Source organism: Pseudomonas sp. St386 (assembly GCF_018325865.1).
GTDB classification, from domain to species: Bacteria; Pseudomonadota; Gammaproteobacteria; order Pseudomonadales; family Pseudomonadaceae; genus Aquipseudomonas; species Aquipseudomonas brassicacearum.
In genome coordinates this window covers 5433437-5446945 of sequence record NZ_AP021900.1, presented here as the reverse complement: position 1 = coordinate 5446945, position 13509 = coordinate 5433437, and the positions used below count along the sequence as shown (strand labels likewise).

General features: G+C 62.9%; 11 protein-coding genes and 2 pseudogenes. 9 read left to right on the top strand and 4 right to left on the bottom strand.

What is annotated here, in order from left to right:
* The first annotated feature begins 3 nt into the window (after positions 1 to 3).
* Positions 4 to 1022 (top strand): annotated as a pseudogene (locus KI235_RS24075) (alpha/beta hydrolase).
* A 133-nt stretch (positions 1023 to 1155) separates the two neighbouring features.
* Here the strand turns inward: KI235_RS24075 and KI235_RS24070 are convergent.
* Positions 1156 to 2064 carry a LysR substrate-binding domain-containing protein gene (locus tag KI235_RS24070; RefSeq protein ID WP_003205161.1) on the bottom strand — a complete coding sequence of 303 codons (909 nt, stop codon included), beginning with the start codon at positions 2062 to 2064 and terminating at the stop codon, positions 1156 to 1158.
* 160 nt (positions 2065 to 2224) lie between these two features.
* On the opposite strand from KI235_RS24070, the gene KI235_RS24065 reads away from it, so the two are divergent.
* From KI235_RS24065 to KI235_RS24040, 6 genes and pseudogenes are all read left to right on the top strand, one after another.
* Entirely contained in the window at positions 2225 to 3862 is a 1638-nt protein-coding gene (locus KI235_RS24065; protein ID WP_013694132.1) for a 5-guanidino-2-oxopentanoate decarboxylase, read from the top strand.
* On the top strand, positions 3859 to 5307 hold the full coding sequence (locus KI235_RS24060) for an aldehyde dehydrogenase family protein (protein ID WP_039013829.1): 1449 nt from the start codon (positions 3859 to 3861) through the stop codon (positions 5305 to 5307). Before KI235_RS24065 ends, KI235_RS24060 begins: the two co-directional genes overlap by 4 nt.
* 216 nt (positions 5308 to 5523) lie before the next feature.
* Complete coding sequence (locus KI235_RS24055) at positions 5524 to 6627, top strand: ABC transporter substrate-binding protein (RefSeq protein ID WP_053163215.1); 1104 nt, start codon at positions 5524 to 5526, stop codon at positions 6625 to 6627.
* A gap of 345 nt (positions 6628 to 6972) precedes the next feature.
* Positions 6973 to 7881: an ABC transporter permease gene (locus KI235_RS24050; protein WP_003205151.1), complete on the top strand. Its 909-nt coding sequence runs from the start codon at positions 6973 to 6975 to the stop codon at positions 7879 to 7881.
* Positions 7878 to 8726 carry an ABC transporter permease gene (locus tag KI235_RS24045; protein WP_003205149.1) on the top strand — a complete coding sequence of 283 codons (849 nt, stop codon included), beginning with the start codon at positions 7878 to 7880 and terminating at the stop codon, positions 8724 to 8726. Before KI235_RS24050 ends, KI235_RS24045 begins: the two co-directional genes overlap by 4 nt.
* A gap of 15 nt (positions 8727 to 8741) precedes the next feature.
* A pseudogene (locus tag KI235_RS24040) lies at positions 8742 to 9796 on the top strand (ABC transporter ATP-binding protein).
* Positions 9797 to 9931: 135 nt separating this feature from the next.
* On the opposite strand, the gene KI235_RS24035 reads toward KI235_RS24040, so the two are convergent.
* A complete protein-coding gene (locus tag KI235_RS24035) occupies positions 9932 to 10861 on the bottom strand; it encodes an AraC family transcriptional regulator (RefSeq protein ID WP_003205146.1) in 930 nt (309 codons plus the stop codon).
* Positions 10862 to 11189: 328 nt separating this feature from the next.
* Between KI235_RS24035 and KI235_RS24030 the strand changes: the two genes are divergently transcribed.
* Positions 11190 to 11543: an antibiotic biosynthesis monooxygenase gene (locus KI235_RS24030; RefSeq protein ID WP_027912129.1), complete on the top strand. Its 354-nt coding sequence runs from the start codon at positions 11190 to 11192 to the stop codon at positions 11541 to 11543.
* A gap of 43 nt (positions 11544 to 11586) precedes the next feature.
* Complete coding sequence (locus tag KI235_RS24025) at positions 11587 to 11832, top strand: hypothetical protein (protein WP_027912130.1); 246 nt, start codon at positions 11587 to 11589, stop codon at positions 11830 to 11832.
* A 102-nt stretch (positions 11833 to 11934) separates the two neighbouring features.
* On the opposite strand, the gene KI235_RS24020 is transcribed toward KI235_RS24025, so the two are convergent.
* Together KI235_RS24020 and KI235_RS24015 are read right to left on the bottom strand one after the other, a co-directional pair.
* Positions 11935 to 12555 (bottom strand): flavin reductase family protein, encoded by a 621-nt coding sequence (locus KI235_RS24020; protein WP_043042869.1) that lies wholly within the window; start codon positions 12553 to 12555, stop codon positions 11935 to 11937.
* A 298-nt stretch (positions 12556 to 12853) separates the two neighbouring features.
* Entirely contained in the window at positions 12854 to 13342 is a 489-nt protein-coding gene (locus KI235_RS24015; RefSeq protein ID WP_013694128.1) for a hypothetical protein, read from the bottom strand.
* Positions 13343 to 13509 lie beyond the last annotated feature (167 nt).

Genomic DNA, 13509 nt, shown 5'->3' with positions numbered 1-13509 from the left:
TTCATGCGTGTATTCATTTTCCTGGCCGCGTTGTTTTTCGGCCTGCCGTCGATGGCGGCTTCTCGGTGTGACATCAATGTTGCGACCCAACGGGTCGATCTGGATCAGGTGAGCCTGGCCTACCAGAGCGTTGGCCGTGCTTCGGATCCGGCGCTGTTGCTGGTGATGGGCCTGGGTGGGCAGTTGATCCATTGGCCGGACGAAGTGGTGGTCGCCCTGTGCGAGCAGGGTTTCCGGGTGATTCGCTACGACAACCGCGACGTCGGCCTGTCCACCTGGCGCCAGGCTCCCGGCAGCGCCAACCTGACCTTCGAAGCCCTGCGCTACAAACTCGGCTTGCCCGTGGCCGCGCCTTATACCTTGACCGACATGGCCGATGATGGGCTGGGGCTGATGGACGCCTTGCAGGTGCAAAGCTTCCATGTGTTGGGCGTGAGCATGGGCGGGATGATCGCCCAGCACATGGCCGCCATGGCGCCGCAGCGGGTCGAAAGCTTGACCCTGATCATGACCAGTTCCGGTGCCGAAGGCTTGCCCGCACCCAGCGCCGCGCTGGTGCAGTTGCTGTCGCGGCGCAGTGCGCCGAATCGCGAAGCGGCCCTGCAGCAGCAGGCCGATCTGCTGGCCGCGTTGGGCAGCCCGATGGTGGTGGATGATCGCCAGGCATTGCTGCATCAGGCCGCCGTGGCCTATGACCGGGCCTTCAACCCCGAAGGCGTGAAGCGCCAGATCATGGCGATCATGGCCGAGCCGAGTCGGGTTACGCTGCTCAATCAACTGCGGGTGCCGACCCTGGTGGTCCACGGCACCGCCGACCCTTTGCTGCCGGTGATGCACGGCGTGCATCTGGCGGCGCACATCCAAGGCAGCCAGTTGAAGTTGATCCCGGGCCTGGCCCATCGTTTCCAGGAGGCATTCAAGGCGCCGTTGCTGGGGGCGTGTTGCCGTATCTGCAGCAGCACCGTGAAGACACGTCGCACTGGGCGCAGATCGAGCCGGTGCAGGCGCCTAATCTGCTCTGATCTTGATCGTTCCCACGCTCTGCGTGGGAATGCATCCCGTGACGCTCCGCGTCACCTTCCAGAAGCGGAACGCGGAGCGTCCCTGGCGGCATTCCCACGCAGGAGCGTGGGAATGATCAGGACCGCGTCGCCTTCATCGCGGGCAAGCCTTGCTCCCACAGGACCGCGCCTGGGCCTGCTCCACCAACCACCCCATCAATTCCTGCAACGGCCCCGACACTTGGGGTTTGTGCGGGTGTACCAGGTGATAACCCAGCCCGGTCTTGACCTTCAGTTCGAACGGCATCACCAGCCGGCCGGCGCTCAGGTCGTCGCCGATCAGCGACCAGTCGCCAATCGCCACGCCAGTGCCTTGGGAAGCCATGGACATCGCCAGGTCCAGGGTTTCGAAATGCTGGCCCTTGCTGACATTGCTCAAGTGCACATCGGCCGCCGCCAGCCAGGCGTTCCAGTCGCGCTCGTCACGGGTGGGGTGCAACAGCAGGTGTTGTTGCAGGTCGGCGGGTTCACGCAGCGGCACCGGGCCTTCCAGGATCGGGCGAGAGCAGACGGGCGTCAGTTGTTCATCGAACAGATGCACGCACGCCAGCGAGGCGTCAGGTGGTGGGCCATAGACCACCGCGGCGTCGAAGGCTTCGCGCTGGAAGTCCACGCCGTGCCTGACCGTGGTGGTCAGTTCCACCGGCACGTCCGGCCGTTCCTTCTGCCATTGCAACAGGCGCGGCAGCAGCCAGCGCATCACGCAGGTCGGAGCCTTGAGTTGCAGGGTCTGGCGTTTTTCGCCGACCTGCTCGACCGCTTCGCCGATCAGGCTGAACACCTGCTGCACTCGGGGTAGCCACGCCTGGCCTTCGGCGGTCAGGCTCAGGCCGCGTGCCTGGCGCTGGAACAGCGCATAACCCAGATGATCTTCCAACCCGGCGATCTGCCGGCTCACCGCGCCCTGGGTGATGTGCAGTTGTTCGGCGGCCCGGGTGAAGTTGCAGCATTGGGCCGTGATCAGAAACGTGTGCAGCGCCGGCAGCGGGGGAAGTCGTTTCATTTCGGATCCAAGCCATGACGTGAGGACATGGCTAGTATGACTTTTTATCCATTGTTGCCGCTATGGTCGGACCGTTCCAATAACGCCATTCCCAAGACAAAAAAGGGTCCCGCCGCAGGCTGTGCGAGGCCCTTTACACTACAAGAAAAAGGCAATGGCAATGGCGACGTGCGGCGAAGTATTGGTCAAGTTACTCCAAGCGTATGGCGTGGAGCAGGTGTTCGGCATTCCTGGCGTGCATACCGTCGAGTTGTACCGCGGGCTGGCCCGTTCCAGCATCCGCCATGTGACCCCGCGTCATGAACAGGGCGCAGGCTTCATGGCCGATGGTTACGCCCGGGTCAGCGGCAAGCCCGGCGTGTGTTTCATCATCACCGGCCCCGGCATGACCAACATCACCACCGCCATGGGCCAGGCCTACGCCGATTCGATCCCGATGCTGGTGATCTCCAGCGTGCAGTCGCGCAGCCAGTTGGGCGGCGGGCGCGGCAAGTTGCATGAACTGCCGAACCAGGCTGCATTGGTGGGTGGGGTGGCGGCGTTTTCCCACACGCTGATGTCCGCCGCTGAATTGCCCGGCGTGCTGGCTCGGGCGTTCGCCGTGTTCCAGGCTGGACGCCCGCGGCCGGTGCACATCGAAATTCCGTTGGACGTGCTGGTCGAAGACGCCGATGCCCTGCTCGCCAGCGTGCCGGTGAACATCAACCGCGCCGGTGCCGCACCGAGTGCCGTGGCGCAAATGGCGGCAACGCTGGCATCGGCCAAGCGGCCATTGATCCTGGCCGGCGGCGGCGCCCTCGACGCGGCGGCCGAATTGACCGAACTGGCCGAACGTCTCGGCGCGCCAGTGGCGTTGACCATCAATGCCAAGGGCCTGTTGCCGGCCCGCCATCCGTTGCTGATCGGCTCCACCCAGAGCCTGGTCGCCACCCGCGCATTGGTGGCCGAAGCGGATGTGGTGCTGGCCATCGGCACCGAGCTGGCCGAGACCGACTACGACATTACCTTTGCCGGCGGCTTCGAGATCCCCGGCGCGCTGCTGCGCATCGACATCGACCCGGACCAGACCGTGCGCAACTACCCGCCGCACCTGGCGCTGGTGGCCGACGCCCGCGTCGCCGCCCGGGCCGTGCTCGACGCCTTGAGCCAGCACCCCTTGGCCGAGCGCCGTGACGATTGGGGCGCGACGCGTGCCGCCCGGTTGCGCGCGGATCTTCAAGGCAGTTGGGACGCGGCGACCCGTGCCCAGACCTTGTTTCTCGACACCGTCTTGCAAGCGCTGCCGGAGGCGGTGTTCGTCGGCGATTCGACCCAACCGGTGTACACCGGCAACCTGACCTTCAACCCGGAGCAGCCACGCCGCTGGTTCAATTCATCCACCGGCTACGGCACCCTCGGCTACGCCTTGCCAGCGGCCATTGGTGCCTGGCTAGGTGGCAAGGACCGGGGCCACGGTCGCCCGCCGGTGGTGTGTTTGATTGGCGACGGCGGGTTGCAGTTCACCCTGCCGGAACTGGCCAGCGCCGTGGAGGCGCGCACGCCGGTGATCGTGCTGCTGTGGAATAACCAGGGCTACGAAGAGATCAAGAAATACATGGTCAACCGCGCCATCGAACCGGTGGGCGTGGACATATACACCCCGGATTTCATCGGCGTCGCCAAGGCCTTGGGCTGCGCTGCCGAAGCCATCGACGGCGTGGCGCAACTGCACGCCGCGTTGCTCGCCGCTTGCGACCGGCAGGGCCCGACGCTGATCGAAATCGACCAGGCAACCTGGATGGCGCAGGTGTCGAAATGAATTTCCCTACGACGCAAGACGGGCTGTACATCAACGGTGAGTGGTTGGCCGGCGATCAACCGCTGCGGGTGATCAACCCGGCGACCGAAGCGCTGCTGACCACCGTTTATGGCGGCGACGAGGGCGCTGTCGATCAGGCGTTGAACGCGGCGACCCAGGCTTTCACGCACTGGTCGAACACCACCGGCGCCGAGCGTGGCGCGATTCTGCGCCGGATTGCCGCTGGCGTGCGGGACGCTCGTGAACGGTTGATGCACCTGCAATCGAGCAACAACGGCAAACCGCTGTTCGAAGCGGCCATCGATGTCGACGATGTGGTCGCCACCTTCGAGTATTACGCCGAGTTGGCCGAAGGCCTGGACGCCCGGCAAGACAGCCCGCTGGCGTTGCCCAGTGCTGATTTCAGCGCACGCCTGCGCCGCGAACCCTGCGGCGTGGTCGGCCTGATCGTGCCGTGGAATTTCCCGATGGTCACCACGGCCTGGAAACTCGCCCCGGCGTTGGCTGCCGGCTGCTGCGTGGTGCTCAAGCCCTCGGAGGTCACGCCGTTGCCGGAGCTGGAGCTGACCTCGATCATCGCCGGATGCCGATTGCCTGACGGCGTGTTCAACCTGGTCTGCGGTACGGGCCTGGCAGTTGGGGCGCCATTGTCGGCGGACCCGCGCGTGGCAAAGATTTCCTTCACCGGCAGCAATGCGGTGGGTGTGCAGGTGATGCAACGGGCGGCGGAAACGGTGAAGGGCGTGAGCCTGGAACTGGGCGGCAAATCGTCCCTGCTGGTGCTGGCCGATGCCGACCTGGACCTGGCGGTGGAGCTGGCCTGCGGTGGTGGTTTCTTCAATGCCGGGCAGATGTGTTCGGCCACCAGTCGTGTGTTGGTCGCCGATGAACTGGCCGATGAATTCCTGCAACGGCTCAAGACCCGCGCCGAGGCGATCCGCGTGGCCGACCCGTTCGACCCGGATGTGGAGATGGGCGCGCTGGTGAACCAGGCGCAATACCAGCGGGTGCTGGGGCACATCGACCGTGGCTTGAGCGCCGAAGCGACGCTGGTGTGCGGTGGGCAGCGACCCGCGCATCTGCCGCGCGGCTTTTTTTTACAGCCGACAATCTTCACCGACGTGCCCCTGGACAGTGCGTTGTGGTGCGAAGAGATCTTCGGGCCTGTGTTGTGCGTGCGCCGTTTCAGCACCCCGGCGCAGGCGATCGCCCTGGCCAACGACAGCCGTTTCGGCCTGGTGGCCAGCGTGGTCAGCCGTGATACGGCGGCTGCCGAAGAGGTGGCCAACGCTTTGCAGGCAGGGCTGGTGTGGATCAACGCGCCGCAGGTGATTTTCCCCCAGGCGGCGTGGGGCGGTTACAAACAGAGCAGTCTCGGCCGCGAATTGGGGCCCTGGGGATTGGCCGCGTTTCAGGAAATCAAGCATGTGATCCGGGCGGTCTGACGGCACGTTATCAGGTCACGCATGCCTCGAAAAAAGGCATGCGCCAGGAACATGGCTCCAATGAGTTTTTTTCGATAGTCAGGGATTTTGCACAACCTCAGGATGGCCGCAGACGGCGGTGAAGCCCTTGTTGTACGGGGCTTTGCTCGACGTCGAACGGTGCGGGCGCAACGGTTTTTACCCACCTCATACTTAAAAGAATAAAGGGAGTCCTCCATGGGCGAGCATGATCTGAACAGACGTCAATTCATCAAGACTGCAAGTGTGGTTTCGGTAGCGGCGGCCGCCATGAGCGTGCCCTTCATCAGCGCCCGGGCCAGCGATACGCGGTTCGTCGGCAAGACCCTGCGCCTGCTCACCTGGTCCGATGACACCGGGCTGGCGGCGTTGCGCAACATCGCCGCCACCTTCGAGGCCAAGACCGGGGCCAAGGTCATTGCCGACCGCACCGGCAGTACCTCGGAAATGGTCGCCAAGCTCAAGGCTGGTGGTGACCGGCCGCAGTACGACATCATCACCCTGGCCGGCGTCGGCGCCGAGGGCCTGGCCGCCGCCGGGCTGTTGGAAAAACCCGACCTCAACCGCATTCCCAACCTGGCTGACGTGCCGGCGCAATACCGCACGGGTGCCGGCGGCCATGGCATTGGTTACCTGCTGTGGTGCAACAGCCTGGTCTACAGCACCCGGACCTTGAGTCAGGCGCCGGACAGTTACGCCGCGCTTTGGGATGCGGAGCTGGCACCGAACATCTTCCTGCCGCCGCCGAACTGGACCGAGGCCATGGACCTGATCATCATCGCCGCCAAGCTGGCCGGTGGTGACGAACACAACATCGAGCCCGGTTTCAAGAAACTCGCCGAGCTCAAGGACCGGGTGGTGACTCTGGGGGAAAACCCGAACCAGATCGCCGAGTTGTTTCGCACCGGCTCCCTGGACATGGGCGGCTTGTATGCGCCAGCGTTTTTTCCCAAGCAGATCCGCGACCCGGCCTACAGCCTGGGGGCGACGTTCGGCATGAAGGAAGGTTTCTATACCGACCTGATGCTCTCGGTCATGCCGAAAAACCGCCCGGGCGACACCGACCTGGCCTTCGCCTTCATCGACCACTCCCTCGACCCGCTGGTGCAGGGCAAGATGGCCGAAGACATCTTCAACGGCCCGGTCAACGCCAAGGCAATCATCTCCAGCGAAGCGCGCAAGAGCCCCTACATCCTCACCCCGGAGCAAATCGCCGACAAAGCGATCATGCACGACAACGCCTTCCTGGCGACGGTGCATGACCAATGGATCCGCCGGTACACGGAAATTTTCTCTTCCTGAAACGCATGCCAGACACCGGCTGCCCAGCAATGCGGCCTCTGTGACCGCCCGAGAACCAGTGTGGGAGCGGGCTGCTCGCGATAGCGGTGAGTCAGTTGCTGGAGATGCTGACTGTGCCGTCGCCATCGCGAGCAAGCTCGCTCCCACAGGGGCATTGGGGTGTGCATTGGTCTTGCGGCCCAGCCGAGAACCAGTGTGGGAGCGAGCTTGCTCGCGATAGCGGTGGTTCAGTTGATGGAGATGCTGACTGTGCTGTCGCCTTCGCGAGCAGGCTCGCTCCCACAGGGAATTGGGTTGTTTTGAGATTGTGTTTGTTCTGTCGTTTTCCACTGACGAGATCTTGCCATGGAACACCTACCGTTAACCCATCACCAGAGTGTCGCGCCCATGCGTCCACCCCGGGAGATTTCCCCCACCCGCCGAGCCTGGCTGTTCCTGTCGCCGTCGATGTTGTTTCTCGGCGTGCTGATCGCTGCCAGCCTGTTGGTGCTGCGCATGAGCGTCGGCACCAAGGGTGCGGAGTGGAGTGGGTTCAGCCTCGCCAGCTACGGGCAGTTGCTGGAGCCTTATTACCTCAAGTCCCTGCTGCTGACCTTGCGCCTTGCGTTGATCAGTGCGGTGATCGCCGTGCTGCTGGCGATCCCTGTGGCCTACACCATGTCGCGCCTGGCCTCGCCGTTGTTGCGGCGGGTGTTCCTGGCGGCGGTGCTGTTACCGCTGTTGGTCAACCTGCTGCTGCAAAGCTATGGCTGGCTGGTGATCCTCGGCCCTGCCGGCATGCTCAATCAGGCGCTCATGGGCCTGGGCCTTATCAAGCGGCCGATCATGCTGCTGTACAACCAGAATGGTGTGTTGATGGGCCTGGTCCAGACGGCCTTCCCGCTGGCCGTGCTGCCCATCGCCAGCGCCATGCGTGGCGTTGCCCGCAGTTATGAAGAGGCCGCCGCCACCCTCGGCGCGAGCCGCTTCCAGGTGTTTCGCCAAGTGGTGCTGCCCATGAGCCTGCCAGGGATCATTACCGGCGCGACGCTGGTGTTTGCCTACAACGCCAGCAGCTTTGTCGTGCCGCTGCTGTTGGGTGGGCGGCGGGTGCCGATGTTGGCGGTGATGGTCCACGACCAGATTGCCCCGTTGATGAACTGGCCCGCCGCGTCCGCTGCAGGGGTGGTGCTGATTGTCACCACGCTGATGATCATGACCCTGTCCGAATATTTCACCGGCCGTCGTCGACGGATGCTGGAGGCTTCTCAATGACCGCGTTGAGCAAAAAACGCCAGTCGCTGTTGCCCGGTGAAACCGGGCGCGCAGTGGGGCTGCTGTCGGGTTTCATCCTGTTGCTGGCGGTGCTGCCGATCCTGACCATGATCGTCATGTCCTTCAGCGGCGCGGCGAACCTGGACTTTCCGCCGAGCAGCTACAGCCTGCAATGGTATCGGGCGGCGTGGCACACCTTCGTATCGCCGGATGCCAGCGACGTGCTGAGCCTGGGCCAGGCCATGGGCACCAGTTTGTTGGTGGCCTGCCTGACGATGATTTTCGCTACGCTGATCGCGGTGCCGGCGGCCTACGCGCTGACCCGTTGCGAGTTCCGTGGCAAGGCCGTGGCGTTGCAACTGATGTCGCTGCCGCTGGTGTTTCCCATGGTGGTGCTGGGGTTGGCGCTGCTGCTGGTGTTCGACAGCCTGCCATTCCAGATGACCACCTCGCGACTGGTCATTGCCCACGTGATCCTCGCCTTGCCGTTCGTGGTGAAAAACTGCACCGCCGCCATGCTCGGTATCGGCAGTGAAGTCGAAGAAGCCGCGCGAATGCTCGGGGCGACACCACGGCGGGCCATCGTCGATGTGGTGGTGCCGTTGATGAAGTCGGGGATTCTCGCCGGGATGCTGCTGGCGTTCATTGTCTCGTTCAACGAATTCACCGTGACCTATTTCCTCTACACCATCGATGTCATGACCGTGCCGATCTGGATGTACAGCCGCACCGTGTCGTCGCTGGACCCCACCGTTTTCTCGTTTGCCGTGCTCATCGTGCTGATCGATTTCGTGTTGATCTGGGCGTTGGAGAAGCTGGTGGGCGAGGGCGGCGTTTCCTTTTGATTTCGAGGTGAAGACATGACTGGACTGATACTGGAAAACGTCGAGAAGCATTACGGCTCGGCCTGCGCGGTCACGGACGTGAACCTGCATTTGCCCGAGGGCAAACTGGTGTGTTTCCTCGGGCCTTCGGGCTGTGGCAAGACCACCTTGCTGCGCATGATCGCCGGCCTGGAAAGCCTCAGCGGCGGCGAAATTCGCCTGGATGGCCAAGACATCGGCCACACCCCGGCGCACCTGCGCAACTTCGGCATGGTGTTTCAATCGCTGGCCCTGTTTCCCCACATGACCGTCGGCGAGAACATCGCCTATCCGCTGAAGCTGCGGGGCGTGGGCAAGGTCGAGCAACAGGCGCGGGTGGTGGAGTTGCTGGAACTGATCCAGCTCCAGGCGATGATCGACCGGCCCGTGGCGAAACTGTCCGGCGGCCAGCGCCAGCGCGTGGCGATTGCCCGGGCCATTGCCGCCCGGCCGAAAATCCTCCTGCTGGACGAACCGCTGTCGGCTCTGGACGCGAAGTTGCGCGAGTCGATGCAAGTGGAAATCCGCCAACTGCAACAGCGGTTGAACATCACTACCATTTTGGTGACCCACGATCAGCGCGAAGCCATGACGATGGCTGACATCGTCGTGGTGCTGGGGAGCATCGGGTGCAACAGGTCGGTACGCCGATCGAGATCTACCGGCACCCCGCCAATGAGTTCGTCGCCGACTTCATCGGCTCAGGCAACATTTTTCCGGCGACCACCCTGGGCAACGGACGGGTCGGGCTGCCGGGCGGGGACACGCTGGACGTGCCGGCCAGCCATAGCGTCATCGCTGGCGAGAAGATCAAGTTGCTGGTGCGCCCCGAAGACCTGCAACTGTCCTCGCCCCAGGCCTCGGCGGGTAACCGGTTGCTGGGCAAGGTGACGTTCGTGCGGGACATTGGCGCGACCGTCGAGACCACGGTGGAGTGTTCCGGGATCTCGTTCACGGCGCTGAACACGCCTTGCCAGGGCATGGACCTGGGCATTGGGCATGCGGTGTCGGTGACCATACCGGCGCAGGCGTGTCGGTTGCTCGGTGCCTGAGTTCAAGAAATGAGGTGCTTTTACTGGCCTCATCGCGAGCAAGCTCGCTCCCACAGTTGATTGTTGTGAACAGCGAACCCCTGTGGGAGCGAGCTTGCTCGCGATGGGGCCGGCCCAGTCAACACAAACCCCAGGTCAAACAGTCATCCGCAACCGCGCCAGATCCCGCAACGGCGGCGCGCCGAACAACCGGCTGTACTCGCGGCTGAACTGCGAAGGGCTTTCATAACCCACCCGATACCCCGCCGCCGAGGCTTCCAGCCCTTCGGCGAGCATCAGCCTGCGGGCTTCCTGCAGGCGCAGTTGCTTCTGGTATTGCAGCGGGCTCATGGCAGTCATGGCCTTGAAGCGGTGATGCAGGGTCGAGACGCTGAGGTTCACTTCCCGGGCCAGGTCATCGATGCGCAGCGGCTGTTCGAAATGGCCGTTGAGCCACTTGATCGCCTGGCTGATGCGATGGCTCTGGCTGTTGGCGATGGCGATTTCGTACAACCGATAACCCTGGGGACTGCGCAGCAGGCGATAGAGGATTTCCCGGCGCACCAGCGGCGCGAGCATGGCGATGTCTTTCGGTGTATCGAGCAACCGCGCCAGGCGCAGCACGGCGTCGAGCGTCGGCGTGTCCAGGCGTTCGACATACAGCCCCCGTCCGGCGGGGCGGGTCGGAACACCCAGGGGGCCTGCGTCGGCGATCAGTGCGGTAATTTCCGCCGGGTCGATGTCCAGGCGCAGGGCGAGGATCGGCTCTTGCGGCGAAACGTCCGCGATGCAACCACTCAACGGCATCGACACCGAGACCACCAGGTAATGGAGCGGGTCATAGTTGAAGAGCTCATCCGCCAGGCGCACCTGTTTGCTGCCCTGGGCCATGATGCACAGCGCCGGTTGGGCCAGCACCGGAGCGAACTTTTGAGGCTTGCTGTGGCGCGACAGGTTCAGCGAGCCGATGGCCGTGGCATAGCTGCCGTCTTCGCTGGTGTTGCGGTCGATGATCGACGCCAATTCGGCGCGCTGTTGTTCCAAGTGCGTGTCCAGCGGGACGTGGGCGTGGTCGAGTGGCGACATGCCGGGATCCTCAGGCGATAGGGAGCGATGAACAAAAGCTTATGTTTGTGCAAGGCGCAGCGGTAGCAACATCCTGTTGAAAGCTTGCCTGATCCTGCACGGCGCAAGGGGCCATGACGCTGCAATGCTGTGGAAACTTGCTTGAAACCTTTTGTTTCAACTTCCCTGGTTTCGACCGGATCGATGGCAAATTTTGTGATACCGATGCGCAGGATTGTGCAATGGGTCGGCAGGAATCGACTAACGAAACTGGCGTCGTGGCGCTTAACCTTTGATCCTGTCGCAGCCTGTCCCCGGCTGCACAACGGATTACCTGGGAGGGTTGAACATGACTACACAGATCCCCGTCAGCCACATGGCTTTCGTCCGGGCCCGTGCCGGTTGCTCCAGGCAACTGGGGGCGCGCCTGAGTACGCTGATCGCGCCCTCGCGCCTGGCTCCCGGTTGCTTGCACTTTGCCTTGCAGCAATCGCAATGCGACGCTGATTTGTGGCTGGTGTCCGGGCTCTGGGTCAATCAGCTGTCGATGGATGCCTACTTCAATTCACCGGCCATGGCGATTTTCGCCGAGCTGGTGCAGGACCTGGTGGTGAGCAGCCTGGATTTTCATACCTTCAGGGAAGTCTCCGCCGCCCAGGCGACCGAAGGGTGCCGGGCGCAGGTACACAAACTGGCCGGTTGAAGGTTTAATGAGCGTCATTTTCCACCGCCAGGATGCACAAGACATGGCACGCAAAGCCTTTGAAACCTTTGAAGCTGTTTCCGCCGTCGTTCCCAAGGAAGGCGGCGGCTACCATGCCGCCATCGCCACCAAGGCCATCGGCGGCTCAGGTGCGCCGCGTTTCAACAAGATCCTTGAAGAGCAGACCTTCGAGACCGCCGTCAAAGCCGATGAAGCGGCAGCCCTGCAACTGACCCACCTCAAGGGCGTCGACGACGAGGGCGGGTTGCTCTGGAACCCACGAGATTAACGCTGTGGGAGCAAGGCTTGCCCGCGATGAAGGCAACGCGGTCGGTCTTGGGAACCGAGGGGCCTGCATCGCGGGCAAGCCTTGCTCTCACAGTGCAGCCTTCTATCGAGGGCGATGCATCTTGAACAACGCCTCAGGCCCCAACTGGAAATAATCCGCCGGCCCGCCACCGCGCAAGATCGGCTCGGCGGCGGCGGTATCGTATACCCCATCCTTCAACAGCCACTTGGCGATATGCACGGCGACCACTTCGCCGAGGATCAGCCAGCTTGGCACCAGCCCTTTGTCCGCCCGCTGCAGTTGAATGATCTGCGTGACCTTGCATTCGAAGGACACCGGGCTTTCGGCGACGCGCGGAACCTGGATTACCCGTGACGACGCTGTCATCAAACCCGCCAGTTCGAACTCATTGACCTCTGGCGCGACCATCGCGCAGCTCTGGTTCATCTGCTCGGCCAGCGGGCGCGTGGCCAGGTTCCAGGCGAATTCGCCGGTCTGTTCGATGTTGTTCAGGCTGTCTTTGCGCCCGACGCTGGAGAACCCAATGATCGGCGGAATGTAGTTGAAGGCGTTGAAGAAACTGTAGGGCGCCAGGTTCAGGCGGCCTTCGGCATCCTGGGAAGAAATCCAGCCGATGGGGCGCGGGCCAACAATGGCGTTGAACGGGTCATGGGGCAGGCCGTGGCCGTTGGCGGGTTCGTAGAAATGGATATCGTCGGGCATCGGGCCGGGTCCTGAATGGTTTGAAAACGAAGGGATAGTGCAAGGGTTGGTGAGTTATTTCCAGCCGAGCAAGCAAAACCTGAGCGCCCGATACCTCTGTGGGAGCGAGCCTGCTCGCGATAGCTGTTTACGACGCGCAACCGTTGCCGCGTCGGATGATGTCATCGCGAGCAGGCTCGCTCCCACATTAGTTCTTCAGTGATTTTCACTTTGTGCTCGACTAAGACTGCCCGTTTTCCTGTGACCCATAAATAACTAAGCCCGGCCGAAGCCGGGCTGTGAGGGTGTCGTTCTCGGATTAGCTGATGGCAGCAGTGTTAGTGCGGTCGAAGCCATCTTCAGCGACGGTAGCGCCGCCAGTGCGGTCGAAGCCATCTTCAGCGACGGTAGCGCCGCCAGTGCGGTCGAAGCCATCTTCAGCGACGGTAGCGCCGCCAGTGCGGTCGAAGCCATCTTCAGCGACGGTAGCGCCGTTAGTACGGTCGAAGCCATCCTCAGCAACGGTGGCGCCGTTAGTGCGGTCGAAGCCATCTTCAGCGACGGTGGCGCCGTTAGTACGGTCGAAGCCATCTTCAGCGACGGTGGCGCCGTTAGTACGGTCGAAGCCATCTTCAGCGACGGTGGCGCCGTTAGTGCGGTCGAAGCCATCAGCAGCAACGGTGGCAGCGCTAGTACGGTCATAACCGTCGGCGGCGATGGCCGAGCTGGTGCGGTCGAAGCCGTCGGCAGCGAAGGTGTTGGCGGCCAGTACGGACAGGGTCAGGGCGATGATCAGTTTGGTTTTCATGGTCGTGCTCCAGAATGTTTTGGCGTTAGCGCCTTGGGTGTGGAGTTCATATTACGCTCGTTAATTTGATTAAAAAGCGCAAAAAAGTGCTTAAATAAATCGATTTAATCGATGTGTTGTCCGTCAGCGCAAAACAGTCAATGAGGCTCGTCATCGGCGTTGCGAAC